Annotated in this window: 16 protein-coding genes and 1 pseudogene; 9 read left to right on the forward strand and 8 right to left on the reverse strand. The window is 69.4% G+C overall.

All coding sequences use genetic code 11. The annotated features are described in order from the left end of the window. Position 1: 1 nt before the first annotated feature. Positions 2-1,012 carry a glycosyltransferase family 4 protein gene (locus DEW08_RS09985; protein WP_109326705.1) on the reverse strand — a complete coding sequence of 337 codons (1,011 nt, stop codon included), beginning with the start codon at positions 1,010-1,012 and terminating at the stop codon, positions 2-4. Then, positions 1,009-1,827, reverse strand: a complete 819-nt coding sequence (locus tag DEW08_RS09990) for a UDP-2,3-diacylglucosamine diphosphatase (protein WP_109326706.1) — start codon at positions 1,825-1,827, stop codon at positions 1,009-1,011. The genes DEW08_RS09985 and DEW08_RS09990 overlap by 4 nt, the downstream gene beginning before the upstream one ends. Positions 1,828-2,046: 219 nt before the next feature. Between DEW08_RS09990 and DEW08_RS09995 the strand changes: the two genes are divergently transcribed. Beyond that, on the forward strand, positions 2,047-3,033 hold the full coding sequence (locus DEW08_RS09995) for a diacylglycerol/lipid kinase family protein (RefSeq protein ID WP_245986554.1): 987 nt from the start codon (positions 2,047-2,049) through the stop codon (positions 3,031-3,033). A gap of 112 nt (positions 3,034-3,145) precedes the next feature. After that, entirely contained in the window at positions 3,146-3,646 is a 501-nt protein-coding gene (locus tag DEW08_RS10000) for a hypothetical protein (protein WP_109326711.1), read from the forward strand. A 76-nt stretch (positions 3,647-3,722) separates the two neighbouring features. Here DEW08_RS10000 and DEW08_RS10005 read toward each other — a convergent pair whose 3' ends face one another. Next, positions 3,723-5,078, reverse strand: coding sequence for a TldD/PmbA family protein (locus DEW08_RS10005; RefSeq protein ID WP_109326713.1), 1,356 nt, complete (start codon positions 5,076-5,078; stop codon positions 3,723-3,725). A gap of 143 nt (positions 5,079-5,221) precedes the next feature. Continuing rightward, complete coding sequence (locus DEW08_RS10010) at positions 5,222-5,692, reverse strand: DoxX family protein (RefSeq protein WP_211107197.1); 471 nt, start codon at positions 5,690-5,692, stop codon at positions 5,222-5,224. Between the two features lie 225 nt (positions 5,693-5,917). On the opposite strand from DEW08_RS10010, the gene DEW08_RS10015 reads away from it, so the two are divergent. Both DEW08_RS10015 and DEW08_RS10020 read left to right on the forward strand, forming a co-directional pair. After that, entirely contained in the window at positions 5,918-6,511 is a 594-nt protein-coding gene (locus tag DEW08_RS10015) for a DUF433 domain-containing protein (protein WP_109326718.1), read from the forward strand. Continuing rightward, complete coding sequence (locus DEW08_RS10020) at positions 6,492-6,854, forward strand: DUF5615 family PIN-like protein (protein ID WP_109326719.1); 363 nt, start codon at positions 6,492-6,494, stop codon at positions 6,852-6,854. The genes DEW08_RS10015 and DEW08_RS10020 overlap by 20 nt, the downstream gene beginning before the upstream one ends. A 15-nt stretch (positions 6,855-6,869) precedes the next feature. Here the strand turns inward: DEW08_RS10020 and DEW08_RS10025 are convergent, their stop codons facing one another. Together DEW08_RS10025 and DEW08_RS10030 are read right to left on the reverse strand one after the other, a co-directional pair. After that, on the reverse strand, positions 6,870-8,381 hold the full coding sequence (locus tag DEW08_RS10025; RefSeq protein WP_109326722.1) for a UbiD family decarboxylase: 1,512 nt from the start codon (positions 8,379-8,381) through the stop codon (positions 6,870-6,872). 92 nt (positions 8,382-8,473) lie between these two features. Beyond that, positions 8,474-9,133 carry a class I SAM-dependent methyltransferase gene (locus tag DEW08_RS10030; protein ID WP_109326723.1) on the reverse strand — a complete coding sequence of 220 codons (660 nt, stop codon included), beginning with the start codon at positions 9,131-9,133 and terminating at the stop codon, positions 8,474-8,476. Between the two features lie 203 nt (positions 9,134-9,336). Here DEW08_RS10030 and DEW08_RS10035 point away from each other — a divergent pair, with 203 nt between their 5' ends. Further along, positions 9,337-10,074, forward strand: a complete 738-nt coding sequence (locus tag DEW08_RS10035) for a CHAP domain-containing protein (RefSeq protein WP_245986555.1) — start codon at positions 9,337-9,339, stop codon at positions 10,072-10,074. 111 nt (positions 10,075-10,185) lie between these two features. Here the strand turns inward: DEW08_RS10035 and ubiA are convergent. Beyond that, positions 10,186-11,123: pseudogene (gene ubiA / locus DEW08_RS10040) on the reverse strand (4-hydroxybenzoate octaprenyltransferase). Positions 11,124-11,303: 180 nt separating this feature from the next. Here ubiA and DEW08_RS10045 point away from each other — a divergent pair. The 4 genes from DEW08_RS10045 (at position 11,304) to DEW08_RS10065 (ending at position 15,462) form a co-directional block, all read left to right on the forward strand. Continuing rightward, positions 11,304-11,696 (forward strand): response regulator, encoded by a 393-nt coding sequence (locus DEW08_RS10045; RefSeq protein WP_109326728.1) that lies wholly within the window; start codon positions 11,304-11,306, stop codon positions 11,694-11,696. Positions 11,697-11,793: 97 nt separating this feature from the next. Beyond that, positions 11,794-12,582 carry a 16S rRNA (uracil(1498)-N(3))-methyltransferase gene (locus DEW08_RS10050; protein ID WP_109326729.1) on the forward strand — a complete coding sequence of 263 codons (789 nt, stop codon included), beginning with the start codon at positions 11,794-11,796 and terminating at the stop codon, positions 12,580-12,582. A 27-nt stretch (positions 12,583-12,609) separates the two neighbouring features. Then, positions 12,610-13,974: a glutamate--cysteine ligase gene (locus DEW08_RS10055; RefSeq protein ID WP_109326730.1), complete on the forward strand. Its 1,365-nt coding sequence runs from the start codon at positions 12,610-12,612 to the stop codon at positions 13,972-13,974. A 519-nt stretch (positions 13,975-14,493) separates the two neighbouring features. Next, entirely contained in the window at positions 14,494-15,462 is a 969-nt protein-coding gene (locus DEW08_RS10065; protein WP_168220334.1) for a reverse transcriptase domain-containing protein, read from the forward strand. A 121-nt stretch (positions 15,463-15,583) separates the two neighbouring features. Here DEW08_RS10065 and DEW08_RS10070 read toward each other — a convergent pair whose 3' ends face one another. Then, positions 15,584-18,100, reverse strand: a complete 2,517-nt coding sequence (locus DEW08_RS10070) for a penicillin-binding protein 1A (RefSeq protein ID WP_109326731.1) — start codon at positions 18,098-18,100, stop codon at positions 15,584-15,586. Between the last annotated feature and the right edge of the window lie 227 nt (positions 18,101-18,327).

Genomic DNA, 18,327 nt, shown 5'->3' on the forward strand with positions numbered 1-18,327 from the left:
CTCAGGGCGTCGCGCCGGTGAAGGGGCGCAGGTTGGAGAGGAACTGTTCCGCCGACCGCCGCCAGGAATAGCCGAGCGCGTAGTCGCGGCATTTGTCCGCCGGGATGGCGAGCGCCCGTTCGACCGCGCGCTTGAGGTCGGTGTCGAGGCAGCCGACGCCGGCCCCGTCCACCACGTCGAGCGGCCCCGGCACCGGGTAGGCCGCCACCGGCACGCCGGACGCCAGCGCCTCCAGCAGCACGAGGCCGAAGGTGTCGGTGCGCGAGGGGAAGACGAAGACGTCCGCGGCGGCATAGTGGCGGGCCAGCTCCTCGCCCTGCTTGGCGCCGGTCCAGTGGACGTCGGGGTACTTGCGCTGAAGCTCCTCGCGGGCGGGGCCGTCGCCGACCACCACCTTGCTTCCCGGCAGGTCGAGCTTCAGGAAATCCTCCAGGTTCTTCTCCACCGCCACGCGGCCGACATACATGGCGATGGGGCGCGGCAGGGCGAGGAAGTCCTTGCCGCGCGGCCGGAACAGCTCGGTATCGACGCCGCGGGTCCAGCGCCGGATGTTGGTGAAGCCGCGCGCCTTCAGCGTGTCCTCGATCGTCTGGGTCGCCACCATCACCGCCGCGGAGGGCTTGTGGAAGCGGCGGACCACCGCATAGGACAGGGCGAGCGGCACCGGCGCCCGGTCGCGCACATATTCGGGGAAGCGCGTGTGGTAGGCGGTGGTGAAGGGCTTGCCGTGCTTCAGGCAGTAGCTGCGCGCGGCGAAGCCGAGCGGCCCTTCGGTGGCGATGTGGATGCAGTCGGGCCGCATGCCCTCGATCATCGCCCACAGCCGCCGCCGGGCGCCGATGGCCAGGCGGATTTCCGGATATGTCGGCATCGGCACGGTGCGGAAGCGGTCGGGGCCGATCACCTCGACCGTATGGCCCATCGCCTCCAGCTCCTGCCGGACGGTGCTGATGGTGCGGACGACCCCGTTGATCTGCGGATACCAGGCGTCGCTGACGATCAGGATGTTCACGCCGCCGCCTTCGCCTTCTCCGGAGTCCTGGCCGGCGGCTGCCTGCCGCTGTCGCGCGACCGCATCACCTCCGCCCAATGGATGATTTCGAGGGCGCCACTGTGGTGTTCGACCAAAGCGGTGCAGGACTCGACCCAGTCGCCGTCGTTGCAATAGAGAACCCCTTCCATGTCGCGCATCTCGGCGGTGTGGATGTGGCCGCAGATGATGCCGTCCACCTTGCGCCGGCGGGCTTCCTCGCCCAGCGCCTCCTCGTACTTGCCGATGAACTCGACCGCGGTCTTGGCCTTGTGCTTCAGGTAGGCCGACAGCGACCAGTAGCTGAAGCCCAGCTTGCGGCGCGCCCAGTTGAACAGGGTGTTGAGCTGCAGCAGCACGACGTAGGCATGGTCGCCCAGCAGGGCCAGCCACTTGGCGTAGCGCACCACCGCGTCGAAGCGGTCGCCGTGGGTGATCAGGAAGCGCCGGCCGTCCGCGGTGGTGTGCACCCACTCCTCCACCACATGCACGCCGCCGAACTGCAGCCCGACATAGTCGCGCGCCGCCTCGTCGTGGTTGCCGGGGATGTAGTAGACCTGCACGCCCTTGCGCGCCCGGCGCAGGATCTTCTGCACCACGTCATTGTGCTGCTGCGGCCAGTACCAGGACTTCCGCAGCCGCCAGCCGTCCACGATGTCGCCCACCAGGAACAGGTGGTCGGACTCGGTGTGCTTGAGGAAATCCAGCAGATAGTCGGCCTTGCAGCCCCGTGTCCCCAGATGGACGTCGGAGATCCAGATGCTGCGATAGCGCGTCACCTCGGGTACGGCGTCCATGCCCCGCTCCATCGCCGTTTCGCAAAAGGTGCCAGAAAGACGACGACCGTATAACGGCAATCACCCATCTTGACAACGGCTAGTCAAAAGCGCACCTCCATGCGCGAAGATTTTGTATATGGAGCGATGATCTGTCGTTTTACTGTAATGGTCTCGACCATTTTTCGTCATGGATGTGAAACACTACCGGCCTGGCCGGGCAGCGGACGGAGCGAATCGTTGCGTGACTACTCGGAGCCGCAGGCGCGGCGGCGTTTCCTGGTGATCCACAACCCCGTCGCCGGCGCCCGCCGGGCGCGCCGGCTGCGCGCCGTGGTCGCGGCGCTGGAGACGGACTTCGGCGCCGCGGTGACCGTGCGGGCGACCACCGGCCCCGGCGACGCCGAGGGCATCGCCCGCAGCCTCGTCCCCGGCGCGACCGACGCCCTGGTGGTGGCCGGCGGCGACGGCACGATCAACGAGGTGATCAATGGCTTGGCCACTCGTGGGGGCCTTGCCGCCGGCGGGGAGGAGGCGGTGCCGGTGCCGCTGGGCATCGTGCCGCTCGGCACCGCGAACGTGCTGGCCGGCGAGCTGGGACTGCCTGTCGCCTCGGCCGATGCGGCGGCGGCCCGCGCGGTGGCCGAGGTGCTGGCGCGCGGCGCCGTGCGGCCGGTCCATCTCGGCGTCGCCAACGGGCGCTGCTTCGCCATGATGGCCGGGGTGGGGCTCGACGCGCGGGTGGTGGAGACGGTCGATACCCGGCTGAAGCGGCTGATCGGCAAGGGCGCCTATGTCGTGGAGACGCTGGTGCAGCTCGCGCTGCGGCCGGACGTGCGCTACCGCGTCACGGTGGACGGGCTGACCAGCGAGGTCGCCTCGGTCATCGTCGCCAAGGGGCACTTCTACGGCGGCCGCTTCGTCTGCGCGCCGGAAGCCCGGCTGGAGGAGCCGCTGCTGCAGGTCTGCCTGTTCCCGCGTCCGGGGCGGTGGAACGCCGTCCGCTACATCTGGGGCGTGACCGCCGGCCGGCTGCGGCATTTCCCCGACTATCGCGTGGTGCCGGCCGAGCGCGTGGTGGTCACCGGCCCGCCGGGCGACGCGGTGCAGGGGGACGGCGACGTGGTGGCCCGCCTGCCGGTGGAGATCGCGGTGGCCCCCTGGACCCTGCCCGTTCTGGTCGGGCCGGTTCCGGTCAGCGCGGTCCCGGCGGGGCAGGGGGGCTGACCTCCGGCCTCCGCCATTGGGCCGACTGCAAGCCTGCCGACCCGGGGGCTATAGTGTGGGGGATCATGGCCGGGAGGAGCGGCGGCCGGCGAACAGGAGAAGGTCCCGCGCGATGAGGAAGCCCACGACAGTCACCCTCGCCACGGCGCTGACCGCCGGTCTGCTGCTGGGGGCGTCGCCGGCGCCGGCCGAGAAGCCGGACTGGGCCGGCGGAGGCCAGGGGGCCGGCCATGGTGGCGGTCACGGCAGGGGGCAGGGTCCCGACAAGGAGGCGCCGGGCGGACGCCCGGACCGCGGCCCGCCCGCCGACCGTGCGGAGCCTCGCCCGCCCGGTCCCGGCCGCGTCTCGCCCGCGGAGGTCACGGTCATCCGCGGCTGGTTCGAGGCCCATCCGGTCGGCGTCGAGCCCTTGCCGCCGGGGATCGCCCGCAAGGTCGGCCGCGGCAAGCCTCTGCCGCCGGGCATCGCGAAGAAGATGGCGCCGGTCGAGCTGCGCCAGCGCATCCCCGCCTGCATGACCGGGTGGGAGTGCATCCTGCTGGGTGCCGACCTGCTGATCCTCGACGCCGTCCACGACACCGTCGCAGACATCGTCCGCGATGTGGTGCGCTGACGCGCGCGGCGTGGCGCGCTGACGCGAAGACGGCCCCGCGGGCCTGACCCGCGGAGCCGTCTCGTTCGGGCTGGCCTCACAGCCCGGCGATGGTCATCCCGTCGAGGCGGACGGTCGGGGCGTCCATGCCGAAGCGCAGCTCCAGGTCGTCGGCGGCCTCCAGGTTCAGGAACATGTCCTTCAGGTTGCCGGCGATGGTCACCTCGTTGACCGGGTAGGTGAGCTGGCCGTTCTCGATCCAGAAGCCGCCGGCGCCGCGGCTGTAGTCGCCGGTGACGCCGTTGATCCCCATGCCCATCAGGTCGGTGACGTAGAAGCCGTCCTTGATCTCGCCGAGGATCGCGTCGCGGCTGCGCTTGCCCGCCGCCATGTAGACGTTGGCCGGCGCCGGGCTCGGCGGGCCGGAGGTGCCGCGCGCCGCATGGCCGGTGGTGGAGAGCCCGAGCTGCCGGGCCGAGCGCAGGTCGAGCAGCCAGGTGGTCAGCCGTCCGTCCTCGATGATGGTGCGCCGCTGCACTGCCACGCCCTCCGCGTCGAAGGGGCGCGAGCGCAGGCCGCGCTTCACGTGCGGGTCGTCGATGATGGTGACCGACTCGGGGAAGATGCGCTGCCCCATCTTGTCCTTGAGGAAGCTGGTGCCGCGGGCGATGGCCGGGCCGCTGATGGCGCCGGTCAGGTGGCCGAGCAGGCCGCGCGATATGCGCGGGTCGAACACCACCGGGACGCGGCAGCTCTTCACCCGGCGCGGGTTCAGGCGGCGGACCGCGCGCCGCCCGGCTTCGCCGCCGATTTCGCCGGCGTCGCGCAGGTCGGTCCCGTAGACCTTCGTGTCATAGTCGTAGTCGCGCTCCATGCCGGTGCCGCTGCCGGCGAGGACGGAGACCGACAGCGACTGGCGCGACACGGCATAGCTGCCGGCGAAGCCGTTGGAGGCGGCAATGGCGATGGTGGAGCGGCTCCACCCGGCATCGGAGCCTTCGGAGTTGGTGACGCCCTCGATCGCCAGGGCGGCCTCCTCGGCGCGGCGGGCCCGTTCGATCAGCAGTTCCGGCGCCGGCTCGTCGGGATCGAGGATGTCGAGCGACGGGAACTGGCGGGCGAGTTGCTCGGGGTCGGCGAGGCCGGCGAAGGGGTCCTCCGGCACCACCCGCGCCATGGCGACCGCGCGCTCCACCAGCTCGTTCAGCGCCGCGGCGCTGCGGTCGGTGGAGGAGACGATGGCCTGCCGCCGGCCGACGAAGACGCGAAGGCCGAGGTCGCCCGACTCCGACCGCTCCAGCTTCTCCGTCTTGCCCAGCCGCCAGCTCAGCGACACCGACGCGCTGTCGAACAGCACGGCGTCGGCGGCATCGGCGCCGGCGGCACGGGCCTTGCGGATCAGGTCGTCCAGCAGGTTCAGCAGGTCGGGCTGGTCGTAGGGCGATGCGGACATGCGGATCTCCGGTGGGTCTCGGACTTGTCTAGCAAATGGGGGCCCGTTTCAGAAGTGGAAGCGGCGCGGAGGGGAAAGAGGCATGCCGCCCCTTGCCCCTCCGCGTGCCGCGCAATCCGGACCGGCGCGCCGTCCCGCCCCGGTCAGGCGGCCGAGTGGCGGCCCGCCGCCTCGGGGACCGGCAGCTTCAGCGCGAAGGCGCCGTTGCCGAGCAGGGCCTGGACCAGCAGGGCGACCGTCCAGAAGACCGGGAACTCCCATCCGCCGTTGGCGGCGGTGAACAGCCAGCCGTTGCCGGTGTGCTGCAGCGTCGCGCCGATCATGATCGGCAGCAGGGCGAGCGCGATCCAGCGGGTGTAGAGGCCGGCGATCAGCAGCAGGCCGCCGCCGATCTCGCCGAGGATGACCAGATAGGCGAAGACGCCGGGATAGCCGATGCTCTCGAAGAAGCCGACGGTGCCGGCGACCCCGAAGGTCAGCACCTTCAGCAGCAGGCCGTGGGCCAGGAACAGCACCCCCAGGCTGACGCGCAGCAGGAAGGCGGCATAGGGGGCGGTGCGGCTGTCGACGGTGGCGTCCTTGCCGGCGGTGGCGGTGTCGATGCTGATGGTCATGATCGTGATCCTCATCCCGTTTGGTGAAGCCCCGGCGGGGCGGTTCGTCTGGAGATGAGATTAGCGGTTTCCAAGAGAGGGATAATCCGCTGACCATAGGAATGATTGTTCTCCTAAAAGGAACAGTTGTTGCGGGGCGGGATGATTCGGTACCGACTGCTTGATCCCGTATCTGCGCAGGATTAAATCATCCCTGGACGCGGATGAGTTTTTCGGGAGGGGACGATGGCGGTGATCCAGGAGCGCCTTCCTGCGCATGGCCTCTACACTGTGGCTGAAGCGGCCTATGTGGCGGAACTCGACAGCAAGGCCATCAACAACGAGTTCGAGCAAGCCATCCTGGAGTCGGCCTCCGCCGAGCGTCTAGTCTCCCGCCCGTCGCTGTTCTACGTCGTAGCCGTGAAACCGCTCCGCGCGCAGATGAGCACAGAGGCTCGGCGGATGCTCCATCGCGGCTTTCTCGACGCCTTCAATGACGGTCGGCCGCTGGTCGAATTCGGTTACTTCCAGATCGCGATACCGCGCATCGAGGAGGACGTGGCACCGCGGCTTACGCTCGTGGAAAAGCTCCGCGACATGATCGAGATCGTGCCGGGTGTCGCCGGGGGGGAGCCGGTATTCACCGGAACCCGGATCAAGCCGCGGCTGGTTGCGGAAATGGTCCGAACCGGAGCGCCGGAGGCGGAGCTGTGCCGGGACTATGGCCTGTCACGGGAACAAATCGAGCTTGCCACGCTTTTTGACGCCCTGTATCCAAGGCGTGGCCGCCCGCCCGCAGCCCGCCGGAATGTCAGGACGCATGTTCTTCCTCCTCGATGAGAATGTGGCAAAGTGCTGTGCGGAACCGACCCCCGTCTATACCGCCCAGCGCAGCATTCATGTGGAGGGGCTGGGGCCGCAGGCGCCCGATCTCGACATTTTCCGCTTCGTCCTTGCGGCCGGCTGCATTCTGGTCACCAAGGACGGCGACGATTTCGAATCGATCATGCGCGAGTGGGGGGAACCGGTTCCCATGGTGGTGTTTCCCGGTGCCACCCGTGCGGCCGAGCAGCGTAGCCTGCTGCTCCGGGCGGCCGCGATCATCGAGGACGAAGTGCGGCAGGCGCCCGTGCGGCAGTTCACCTTCGACGGGGACGGGACCCTCGTCAGCTACGATTTCTGATTCGCGGACGCGCCCTCACTTCCAGATCGGCGTTCCGCTGCCGGGCAGGCCGTAGCTGGCCCATTTGCGGGTGACCTCGTCGACCACCGACTGGTCCATGCGGATCTTCTCGCCCCACTCGCGCTTGGTCTCCGGCGGCCACTTGTTGGTGGCGTCGAGCCCGACCTTGCCGCCGAGGCCCGACTCGGGGCTGGCGAAGTCGAGATAGTCGATCGGCGTGCCCTCTATGACGGTGATGTCGCGCGCCGGATCCATGCGGGTGGAGACCGCCCACATCACGTCCTTCCAGTCGCGCGCGTTGATGTCGTCGTCCACGACGATCACCCACTTCGTGTACATGAACTGGCGCAGGAAGGACCACACGCCCATCATCACGCGCTTGGCGTGGCCGGGATAGGCCTTCTTCATGCTGACCACCGCGATGCGGTAGGAGCAGCCCTCCGGCGGCAGCCAGAAATCCACGATCTCCGGGAACTGCTGGGTCAGCAGCGGGATGAAGACCTCGTTCAGCGCCTCGCCCAGCACCGAGGGCTCGTCGGGCGGCCGGCCGGTGAAGGTGGAGAGGTAGATCGGGTTGCGCCGCATGGTCATCGCCGTGACGGTGAAGACCGGGAAGCTGTCGACCGAGTTGTAGTAGCCGGTGTGGTCGCCGTAGGGCCCCTCGTCGGCGTACTCGTCCAGGCTGACATGGCCCTCCAGGATGATCTCCGCCTGGGCGGGGACCTTCAGCGGCACGGTCTTGCAGTCGACCAGCTCCACCTTCTTGCCGCGCAGCAGGCCGGCGAACTGGTATTCCGACAGGGTGTCGGGCACCGGCGTGACGGCGGCCAGGATGGTGCCGGGGTCGGCGCCCAGCACGACGGCGCAGGGCAGCGGCTCGGTCCTGCCGCTCGCCTGCCAGCGGCGATGGTGCTGGGCGCCGCCGCGATGCTTCAGCCAGCGCATGATGGTCTTGTTCCTGCCCAGCACCTGCATGCGGTAGATGCCGAGGTTGAAGTCGTCCTCGCGCTTGCCGGTCGGCCCCTTGGTCACCACCAGAGGCCAGGTGATCAGCGGCGCCGGTTCGCCCGGCCAGCAGCTCTGTACCGGCAGCCGGCCGAGGTCGATCCGGTCGCCGGTCAGCACGACCTCCTGACAGGGGGCGGAGCCGACGGTCTTCGGCTTCATCGCCAGCACCGTCTTGGCGAGCGGGATCAGCTCCAGCGCCTCGCGGAAGCCGCCGGGCGGCTCCGGCTGCTTGAGGAAGGCCAGCGTCTCGCCGACTCCGCGCAGCTCCAGCGGCTCGCGGTCCATGCCCCAGGCGACCCGCTCCACCGTGCCGAACAGGTTGACCAGAACCGGCATCTCCGACCGCGTGCCGTCCGCCTTGACGACGTTCTCGAACAGCACCGCCGGCCCGCCCTCGGCCAGCAGGCGGGTCTGGATTTCGGTCATCTCCAGCACGGTGGACACCGGCTCCTTCACCACCACCAGCCGGCCGGTCTTCTCCAGCCGGTCGAGGAAGTCGCGCAACGAGGTGTAGGGCATGGGCGGGCGTCCGTGATGATGAGGCGTTTGCGAGGGGGTAACCTTCGACTGCGCAGCGCCGGCGTCAAGGGGGCGCCGCCGAACGGGAAGGCTCAGGCCTCCGGCAGCAGGCGCCAGATCACCGTCTCGCGGGAGGTGCGGTCCTCCAGCTCCAGCGAGGTGGGAACGGTGTAGCTGCCGACCTTCTCAAGCCCGCTCTTCGGCACATAGGCGCGGCCTGGATCGCCCATCAGCACGATGGTGCCGGTGGCGGCCACGGCGCGCAGCCAGGCGGTGACCCGCTCGGCCATCGGCCGTTCGTAGCAGACGTCGCCGGCCAGCACGACGTCGATGCCCGGCAGCGGCCGGCCGACGAGGTCGGCGCTGACCGCCTTCACCTCCACCCCGTTGATCCCGGCGTTCAGGCCGATGGCGGCCAGTGCGAAGCGGTCGATGTCGCAGGCCTGGGCGCGGGCGGCGCCGGACTTCATCGCGGCGATGGCGGCCACCCCGGTTCCAGCCGCGAAATCCAGCACCGACCTGCCCGCCACCAGCTCCGGCCGGTCGAGCACCAGCCGTGCGACAGCCTGTCCGCCCGGCCAGGCAAAGGCCCAGTATGGAGGAGGGAGATTGCCCTGCGACAAGGTCTCCTCGGTGGCCTGCCAGAGTGGGGTGACTTCGGTTGCGAGATGAAGCTGTATTTCGGGAATCAGCGGAGTCGTCGTGACGGTCGTGTTGTCGCGGACGAAGTCTAGCGGGGCGATGTTGTTCATGTCTGGATTCCGACGGTTCCGCTGCGGGAGCGATCTTCTGGCCCCGGCCCGGTCAGGTTACAGATTTCAAACGGTGTAGACAGGGCTGGGCTCCCGTGTTACCCGTTCGGAAAGGGGAAAACAAAGGGTAAGGGGGACATATGCGGCCGAAGGCATCCGTTATCGGCCTTTCGCTCGCTGTGATCGTCGCGCTCGGCCCTCTGTTGGCCAAGCCAGCCGCGGCGCAGGACTGCGTGCGGACGGTGCGGGCCATCTCGGACTTCACGATTCGCGGCGATGCCTGGACCTGGTGGAACACCGCCGCCGGCAAGTATGAGCGGGACCACACCCCCGCCGTCGGATCGGTCCTCGTCTTCAAGCGGACCGGCCACATGCGCCGGGGCCATGTCTCGCTGGTGAGCGCGGTGATCGACCGCCGGACCATCGAGGTCGACCACACCTGGATCGACGGCGACGGGCTGCGCCGCGGCATGCGGGTGGTCGATGTCTCCCGCAACAACGACTGGTCCGCCGTCCGCGTCTGGCACGAGCCGACCGACCAGCTCGGCATGCGGGTCTACGCCGCCTACGGCTTCATCATGCCGGAGGGCGAGTCGCCGAATGGCGGGCGCCTGCTCGACGCCGGCGACCGTGGCATGGACACCGGCTTCACCGTGGCGCCGAAGGGCCGCCGCGCCGCTCCCGGCCCCGGTCCGCGCCTGATCGAGGCCTCGCTGAAGGGCCACGCCGTCGGCGTCCCGGGCCGCAAGCCGCAGATCCTGACCGCCTCGCTCGACAAGGCCCCGAAGCCGGAGCGTGTCGCCGAGGCCGTGCTGCCGGCGCGCAAGCCGACGGTTCCGGCCGCGACGGTGGGGATGGTGGCCTCGGTCGAAGGGCTGCGCACCCTGATGCCCGGCCGCAAGCCCGGCTCCAGCGCGGTGGCGGAGCTGGCGGCGGAGTAAACCGCCCGACACGTGAACCGCCCGACATCTGTCGAGACGACCCGAAAAGGCGCCCGCCACCGGCAGGGCGCCTTTCGCGTTTCCGAGATCGCCGCGCCGCGGATTTCCGTGTCAGATCTTGCCGGCCAGGATCGCCGCCAGCACCAGCCAGCCGAACCAGCGGTTGGACTTGAACTTGTCCAGGCAGTCGTTCTGGTCGTCCGGGTTCCAGGTCGCCACCTGCCAGGAGAGCTGCAGGGCCGCCAGCGTCAGCGCCGGCAGGAAGAGGCCGCCCAGCCCGCGAGGCGGCCGGCCAGACCGATCCCGACGAAGGTCAGGGTGTAGAAGGCGTAGATCCAGATCTTGCTGGTGTCGCCCAGCCGCAGCGCGGTGGACTTCACGCCGATGCGCGCGTCGTCCTCCTTGTCCTGGTGGGCGTAGATGGTGTCGTAGCCCAGTGTCCAGGCGACGCCGGTGACATAGAGCACCACCGCCGGCCAGCCCAGCCCGCCCTGCACCGCGGTCCAGCCCATCAGCGCGCCCCAGTTGAAGGTCAGCCCCAGGAAGGCCTGCGGCCACCAGGTGATCCGCTTCATCAGCGGGTAGGTGAAGACCAGCGCCAGCGACAGCACGCCGAGCCCGACCGCCTGCCAGTTGAACTGCAGCAGCACCGCCAGCCCCAGCAGGAGCTGCAGCAGCAGGAAGGCCAGCGCCTGCTTCACCGACACCTGCCCGGACGGGATGGGGCGGGAGCGGGTGCGCTCCACCATCGCGTCGAACTTGCGGTCGAGGATGTCGTTGACGGTGCAGCCGGCGCCGCGCATCACCACCGCCCCGATGGCGAACAGCACCATCATCCACAACAGCGGCGCCCAGCCCGCCGGGTCGCGCGGGGCGGCCAGAGCGACGCTCCACCAGCAGGGGAACAGCAGCAGCCAGGTGCCGATCGGCCGGTCGAGTCGCGCCAGCGTCACATAGGGCCGCAGCGCCGCCGGGGTCAGGCGCATCAGAAGGCTGTCGCGCCGGATGTCGGTGTAGCCGGCCGGTTTCGGCGAATCGGTGGTGGTCATGGCGGACGGACCCCTGGTCTGACCTGTCGGTGCTATGGAGACGGATGGCGTGCGCCGCCGACCCTATCGGCCCGGCGATTCCACAGCAAGCGGGTCCGCGTTCCGGCAAAAGCACTTGTTCCGGAGTGTCGGGGCCGATACAGATTCAGGGGTATACCCAGCAAGGCTCTGCAACCCGGCATGGACATGATGAAGAACGAGGCGCGGCTGGTCGTCGTGATCGATGACGAGGCCATCATCCTGGCCGGTATGGAAATCATGCTGGAGAGCTGGGGCTATCAGGTCGTCGCCGCCGAGGGGGTGGAGGAGGCGCTGGGCGCGCTGGCCGGGCGCGGCTGTCCGTCGGTCATCGTGTCGGACTACCGGCTGCGCGGCGGCCTGTCGGGGGTCGAGGCGATCAAGACGCTGCGGCAGGCCTGCGGTGCCCAGGTCCCCGGCATCGTGCTGACCGGCGACACCAGCAGCACGCTGTCCGCCGCGATCACGCGCGACGGGCTGAAGGTTGTCCACAAGCCGGTGAAGCCGGACGATCTGCGCCGCCACATCGACCACGCCATCGAGACGGCCGGCTGACCCGTCGCGGTCGACGAAGGCTCCCCCGGCCAACGCCCGACTGACGGACGCCTGCCGGCCCGCTATAGTCGGACCCGCCGAACGCGGAGACCGAACGATGACCGACGAACCCAGGACTCGCCTGTTTGTGGACAGCCCGCTGGCCGAAGGGCTCAGCGTCGGGCTCGACCATGAGCGGGCGCATTTCCTGCGCCATGTGCTGCGGCTCGACCGCGGCGACGCGGTGGCCGTCTTCAACGGCCGCGACGGCGAGTGGCTGGCGCTGATCGACGGCTTCGGCAAGGGCTGGTGCTCGCTGGCGGTCCGGCATCAGCGCCTCCCCCAGTCGGGGGAGCCGGACCTCTGGCTGCTGTTCGCGCCGCTCAAGAAGGCCCGCATCGATTTCGTGGCGGAGAAGGCGACGGAGATGGGCGTCTCGCGTCTGTGGCCGGTTTTCACCCGCCGTACCGATCCCAACCGCGTCAACCTGGACCGGCTGCGCGCCCACGCCGTCGAGGCGTCGGAACAGTGCGAGCGGCTGACCGTGCCGGATCTGTCGGAGCCGGTGCCGCTGTCGCGCGCCCTGGCCGACTGGCCGGAGGGGCGGACGCTCTTCCTGTGCGCCGAGTCCGGCGCGGCGCGCCCGGTCGCCGAGGCGATGCGCGAGCGTGGCCGCGGCCCTGCCGCCCTGCTGATCGGACCGGAGGGCGGGTTTGAAAAGTCGGAACTTGACGAAATTTCCAAACTCTCCTTTGTTGTGCCGGTGGGGTTGGGGCCGCGCATCCTGCGGGCCGATACGGCAGTCGTGGCGGCACTGGCCTGTTGGCAATCCCTGGCCGGCGACTGGACGGCCGACGGCGGCGAGCTGCGCCCTCCCTTCCGCTCACCGGTCGAACCGACCGTCTGATCCCTTTTCCTTCCTGCGGGAGCTTCCATGTCCGCACCCCCGAAATCGCGCGGCGAACCGATCACCGACCGCCGGCAGCTCGTGGCCTATCTTGAGTCCGGCTGCAAACCCGCCGCGGACTGGCGCATCGGGACCGAGCACGAGAAGTTCGCCTACCGCACCTCCGACCTGCGGCCGCTGCCCTATGAGGGGCCGGACGGCATCGGCGAGCTGCTGAAGCGCCTGACCCGCTACGGCTGGGATCCGGTGGAGGAGAACGGCAACATCATCGCGCTGACCCAGGGCATGGCGAACATCACGCTGGAGCCCGGCGGCCAGGTGGAGCTGTCGGGCGCCCCGGTGGCGACGCTGCACCAGACCTGTGCGGAGGTACACACCCACCTGCGCCAGGTGAAGGAGGTCGGCAACGAGCTGGGCATCGCCATGATGGGGCTGGGCTTCCAGCCGAAATGGCGCCGGGACGAGATCCCCTGGATGCCCAAGGGCCGCTACAGGATCATGCGGGACTACATGCCGAAGGTCGGCTCGCTCGGCCTCGACATGATGACGCGGACCTGCACCGTGCAGGTCAACCTGGACTTCTCGTCGGAAGCCGACATGGTGAAGAAGTTCCGCGTCTCGCTGGCCCTGCAGCCGATCGCGACGGCGCTGTTCGCCAATTCCCCCTTCACCGAGGGCAAGCCGAACGGCTTCCAGAGCTACCGCAGCCACATCTGGACCGACACCGATCCCGACCGCACCGGCGATCTGCCCTTCGTGTTCGAGGACGGCTTCGGGTTCGAGCGCTATGTCGACTACCTGCTCGAAACCCCGATGTACTTCGTCTACCGCGACGGCACCTACGTCGACGCGGCCGGCCAGTCCTTCCGCGACTTCCTCGCCGGGCGGCTGCCGGCCCTGCCGGGCGAGGTGCCGCTGATCACCGACTGGGCGGACCATCTGACCACCGCCTTCCCCGAGGTGCGGCTGAAGAAGTACCTGGAGATGCGCGGGGCGGACGGCGGCCCGTGGCGGCGGCTGTGCGCCCTGCCGGCCCTGTGGGTCGGGCTGCTCTACGACGATCAGGCGCTGGACGCCGCCTGGGATCTGGTGAAGGGCTGGACGCAGGAACAGCGGGCCCATCTGCGCGCCGAGGTGCCGCGCAGCGGCCTGCGCACCGCCATCGGCGACCGCACCGTGCGCGACGTCGCGCTGGAGGTGCTGGCGATCGCCCGCGGCGGCCTCGTCCGGCGTGCCCGCAACGACAACTGGGGCGACGACGAGAGCCACTTCATCGACACGCTGCAGGCGATCGCCGAATCCGGCCAGAGCCCGGCCGACGAGCTGCTGGAGAAGTTCAACGGCCCGTGGGGCGGCAGCGTCGACCCGGTGTTCCGCGATTACGCCTACTGAGCCCGCGCCTGCTGAGCCGGCATCGCCCGGCCCCGTCCCGTCCGGCGGGGCGCGGATAAGGAAAGGCCCTTCCCCGGGAGATCGGGGAAGGGCCTTTTCCGTGTGCGCCCAGCATTGGCGCGTTCTTGAGGGTGTAAGTCCCTCCGTAAGCTGGTCACGGCGAACGAAGAGAAGCGCAACTGCGGAAGGGCAACCGACCGTGGGAAGGAAGCGTGGATCGCAGCTGCGGGCCGATGAACAAGAACCGGATATGAGGCGGTGCCGACCAGGGCGAGCGGGCATGGAACCGCGAAGCTCTTGTGACCAAGGGTCGGTGGCGTAAATCCGGCGGTCGTGCAGCGAAGGAACGCGTTCTTACCTGGGGAGATCCCGCCTTGCGCCTGAAAGGGCGACGGCGTCGAGCCGGAGCGGGAAGTCAGCAGAGGCCATAGTAGGCGAGGCGCGAGCCGGACCGAAGGGCCGAACGAGGGAGAATGGAGTCCACCCGACGATGCGTGAGGCCATGCGTCAGATGCCGGAGTGCTGCAAGTTCTCCAGCCGATCCTCGATCCCGGCTTCAGCGACCACAGTTACGGCTTCCGTCCCGGCCGGAGTGCGCACGACGCCGTCCTTGCGGCGCAAAGCTTCGTGCAGTCCGGCCGGCGGATCGTCGTGGATGTGGACCTGGAGAAGTTCTTCGACCGGATCGACCATGACCTTCTGATCGACCGTCTGTCCAAGAGGGTCCCGGACCCGGCCATCATCCGGCTGGTGCGGGCCTACCTGGATGCCGGCGTCATGGAGGACGATGGGGCGGTCGCACGGCGTCGGACGGGTTCCCCGCAAGGGGGACCGCTGTCGCCGCTGCTGGCCAATCTGATCCTGGACGAGGTGGACAAGGAACTGGAACGCCGGGGCCATGCCTTCTGCCGCTACGCCGACGACTGCAACGTCCATGTGCGGTCGCGTCGGGCGGGAGAGCGGGTGATGGCCCTGCTGCGGCGCCTCCATGGCCGGTTGCACCTGACGGTGAACGAAGCCAAGAGCGCCGTGGCCCCCGTCTTCGGCCGCAAATTCCTCGGCTATGCCTTCTGGGCCGGACCGAAGGGAGAGGTCAGGCGGAGGGTCGCCGACAAGGCGATCACGGCGTTCAAGGACCACATCCGCGACCTGACGCCCCGGCTGACGGGACGGTCGATGGCCGCGGTGGTGGCGAGGCTGCGCGATTTCCTGCTGGGCTGGAAAGCCTACTTCCGACTGGCGCAAACTCCAAAGGTCCGGCGAACGCTGGACGAATGGATACGCCACCGGCTGCGGGCCATTCAGCTCAAGCAGTGGAAGCGGGGGAAGACCATCTTCCGGGAACTGACGGCCAGAGGGGCCAAGCCCGCCGTCGCCCAACAAATCGCGGCCAATGGCCGACCCTGGTGGGGCAACAGCGGCAAGCTTCTCAATGCAGTCCTCACGATCAAATGGGCAGACCAACTCGGACTGCCCAGGCTCGCATGACCTCAATCCCCCGAACCGCCCGGTGCGGACCCGCATGCCGGGTGGTGTGGCAGGGGGGCGACCTTCTCGGGTCGCCCCCTATGCCGATTGGGCGGGATGGTCTCCGCCGGTGCCGGCGTCGTCAGTAGAGCCCGCCGGTTCCCAGCGTCGGCGCCGCGGCCGGGGCCGAGGGCGTCTGGCCGCCGGAGAAGGCGGCGTTGGGGTCGCCGTACTCCGAGCCGGGGACCGCGCCGCTCCAGGCGCCCAGGCCGCCGCCCTGGCCGGAACCGTCGAGCACGATCTGCGGACGGTCGGGGTTCGGTTCGGTGCCCGGCAGGAAGGCCTCCCAGATCGCCTTGCGGTCGCCCGGCTGGGCGAGCTGGCCGTTCGACGGATTGACGCGGACCAGCCGCAGCCCCGGCGGCACGCGGAACGGGGTGGCCGGCTTGTCCTTCAGCCCCTCCGCCATGACCTCCTTGAAGATCGGCACGGCTGCCGAGCCGCCGGTCTCCCGCGCGCCGAGCGAGCGCGGCTGGTCGAAGCCGATGTAGGTGCCGACGACGAGGTCGGGCGAGAAGCCCATGAACCAGGCGTCCATGCTGTCGTTGGTCGTGCCGGTCTTGCCGGCCAGCGGCTTGCCGAGCGACAGCAGGGTGGTGGCGGTGCCGCGCTGCACGACGCCCTCCAGGATGGAGACCATCTGGTAGGTGGTGCGCGGATCGTTCACCTGCTCGCGCGTGTCGGGCACCGACGGGGCGGGCAGCCCGTCCCGCCAAGCGGCGTTGGTGCAGCCCTCGCAGGGGCGGTTGTCGTGGCGGAAGATGGTCTTGCCGGTGCGGTCCTGCACCCGGTCGATGAAGGTCGGGGTGATGCGCCGGCCGCCGTTGGCCAGCATGCCGTAGGCGGTCGCCAGGCGCAGCACCGTCGTCTCGCCGGCGCCGAGCGCCATCGGCAGGTAGGGCTGCAGGTTGTCGACGATGCCGAACTTCTCGACCAGCGCCTTGACCTTGTCCATGCCGATCTGCTGGGCGAGGCGGACGGTCATGACGTTGCGCGACTTCTCGATGCCGACGCGCAGCGGGGTGGGGCCGTAGAACTCGTGGCTGTAGTTCTCCGGCCGCCAGATCGGCTGGCCGCCGCCGGGATTGTATTCGAACGGCGCGTCCATCACCAGCGAGGACGGGGTGAAGCCCTGGTTCAGCGCGGTCAGGTAGACGAAGGGCTTGAAGGAGGAGCCCGGCTGCCGCATCGCCTGGGTGGCGCGGTTGAAGGCGCTCATGTGCGGCGAGAAGCCGCCGACCATCGCCAGCACGCGGCCCGTGTGCGGGTCGAGCGCCACCAGCCCGCCCTGGACGGCCGGGATCTGGCGCAGCGCATAGGTGGCGGGCGGATAGTCCTTGCCCTTGTCGTCCTTGGCGGCCGGCTCCACCAGGATCAGGTCGCCGAGCTTGGCGACGTCGGACGGGCGCCGCACCTCCGGCCCCAGCCGGTCGTCGTCCCGCACGGCGCGGGCCCAGCGCAGCTCGGCCAGCGGGATGCGCCCGCGCGACCCGTCGGGAAGCCCGATGTCGAGCGCGTCGGGCAGGTCGTCCTTCAGCACCACGGCCAGCTTCCAGCCCTCCGACCCGGTGGGCGGGGCGGTCGTGGACAGCTTCTTGGCCCAGTTGTCGAAATTGTCCATGCGGCCGACCGGGCCGCGCCAGCCGTGGCGGCGGTCGTACTGGACCAGCCCGTGGCGCAGCGCGCGGGTCGCCGCCTCCTGCAGCTTGGGGTCCATCGAGGCGCGCACCGACAGGCCGCCCTCGTAGAGCGCCTGTTCGCCGTAGAGCTTCACCAGCTCGCGCCGGATCTCCTCGGAGAAATACTCGGCGGTCACCACCTCCTGCTCGTCGCGCTTGCGCACGGCCAGCGGCTTGGACTGGGCGATGCGGCCTTCCTCGGGCGTGATGTGGCCGTCCTCGACCATGCGGCCGATGACCCAGTTGCGGCGCGCGACGGCGGCGTCGCGCTGGCGCTCCGGATGATAGTTGCTGGGGGCCTTGGGCAGGGCGGCGAGATAGGCGGCCTCCTCGATGTCCAGCTCGTCCAGCGCCTTGTTGAAATAGTTCAGCGCGGCGGCGGCGACGCCGTAGGAGCGGTATCCCAGGAAGATCTCGTTCAGGTACAGCTCGAGGATGCGGTCCTTGGTGAAGGCGCGTTCGATGCGCACCGCCAGGATGGCCTCCTTGATCTTGCGGGTGATCGAGACCTCGTTGGTCAGCAGCATGTTCTTGGCGACCTGCTGCGTGATCGTGCTGGCGCCGACCGGGCGGCGGTCGCGGCCGAAATTCTCCAGGTTCACCAGGATGGCGCGGGCGATGCCGATGGGATCGACGCCCTTGTGCTCGTAGAAATTCTTGTCCTCGGCCGCCAGGAAGGCGTTGATGACCCGCTTGGGCATCGCGTCGATCGGCACGAACACCCGGCGCTCGGAGGCGAACTCCGCCATCAGCCGGCCGTCGCCGGCATGGACGCGGGTGGTCACCGGCGGCTGGTAGTTGGCGAGCTTCGTATAGTCCGGCAGGTCGCGGTCATAATGGTCGAGCAGATAGACCAGACCGCCGGCGCCCGCGAGCGCGAGCATGACGAACGCCATCAGAAGCGACAGAATAAGGCGCATGACCAATCCCAACAGGCAACGGCGACACCGCGCGTCCCCCTCGGGGGAGGCGCGGAATGGCACGGGCGGGCGGCATCCTACACCGGCCGGTGCGGCGCGCCGACTCCCTTCCCGGCATGTCAGGAAAATGTGACGCGCCCAAGGCACCCGCAACAGAAGCTTGGGCGGGGCAGACCGGCGGGGGCGGCATAAGACGGGGCACCCCGGGCGGGTGTCCGGTGGGGAAA

The sequence above is a fragment of the Azospirillum thermophilum genome, from assembly GCF_003130795.1.
Classification (GTDB): Bacteria; Pseudomonadota; Alphaproteobacteria; order Azospirillales; family Azospirillaceae; genus Azospirillum; species Azospirillum thermophilum.

Bases quoted from the DNA above. Each gene is read 5' to 3' on its own strand.
- DEW08_RS09990 (WP_109326706.1), bottom strand. From the start codon at position 1,827: ATGGACGCCGTACCCGAGGTGACGCGCTATCGCAGCATCTGGATCTCC.
- DEW08_RS10000 (WP_109326711.1), top strand. From the start codon at position 3,146: ATGAGGAAGCCCACGACAGTCACCCTCGCCACGGCGCTGACCGCCGGT.
- DEW08_RS10005 (WP_109326713.1), bottom strand. From the start codon at position 5,078: ATGTCCGCATCGCCCTACGACCAGCCCGACCTGCTGAACCTGCTGGAC.
- DEW08_RS10010 (WP_211107197.1), bottom strand. From the start codon at position 5,692: ATGACCATCAGCATCGACACCGCCACCGCCGGCAAGGACGCCACCGTC.
- DEW08_RS10015 (WP_109326718.1), top strand. From the start codon at position 5,918: ATGGCGGTGATCCAGGAGCGCCTTCCTGCGCATGGCCTCTACACTGTG.
- DEW08_RS10020 (WP_109326719.1), top strand. From the start codon at position 6,492: ATGTTCTTCCTCCTCGATGAGAATGTGGCAAAGTGCTGTGCGGAACCG.
- DEW08_RS10025 (WP_109326722.1), bottom strand. From the start codon at position 8,381: ATGCCCTACACCTCGTTGCGCGACTTCCTCGACCGGCTGGAGAAGACC.
- DEW08_RS10030 (WP_109326723.1), bottom strand. From the start codon at position 9,133: ATGAACAACATCGCCCCGCTAGACTTCGTCCGCGACAACACGACCGTC.
- DEW08_RS10045 (WP_109326728.1), top strand. From the start codon at position 11,304: ATGGACATGATGAAGAACGAGGCGCGGCTGGTCGTCGTGATCGATGAC.
- DEW08_RS10050 (WP_109326729.1), top strand. From the start codon at position 11,794: ATGACCGACGAACCCAGGACTCGCCTGTTTGTGGACAGCCCGCTGGCC.
- DEW08_RS10055 (WP_109326730.1), top strand. From the start codon at position 12,610: ATGTCCGCACCCCCGAAATCGCGCGGCGAACCGATCACCGACCGCCGG.
- DEW08_RS10070 (WP_109326731.1), bottom strand. From the start codon at position 18,100: ATGCGCCTTATTCTGTCGCTTCTGATGGCGTTCGTCATGCTCGCGCTC.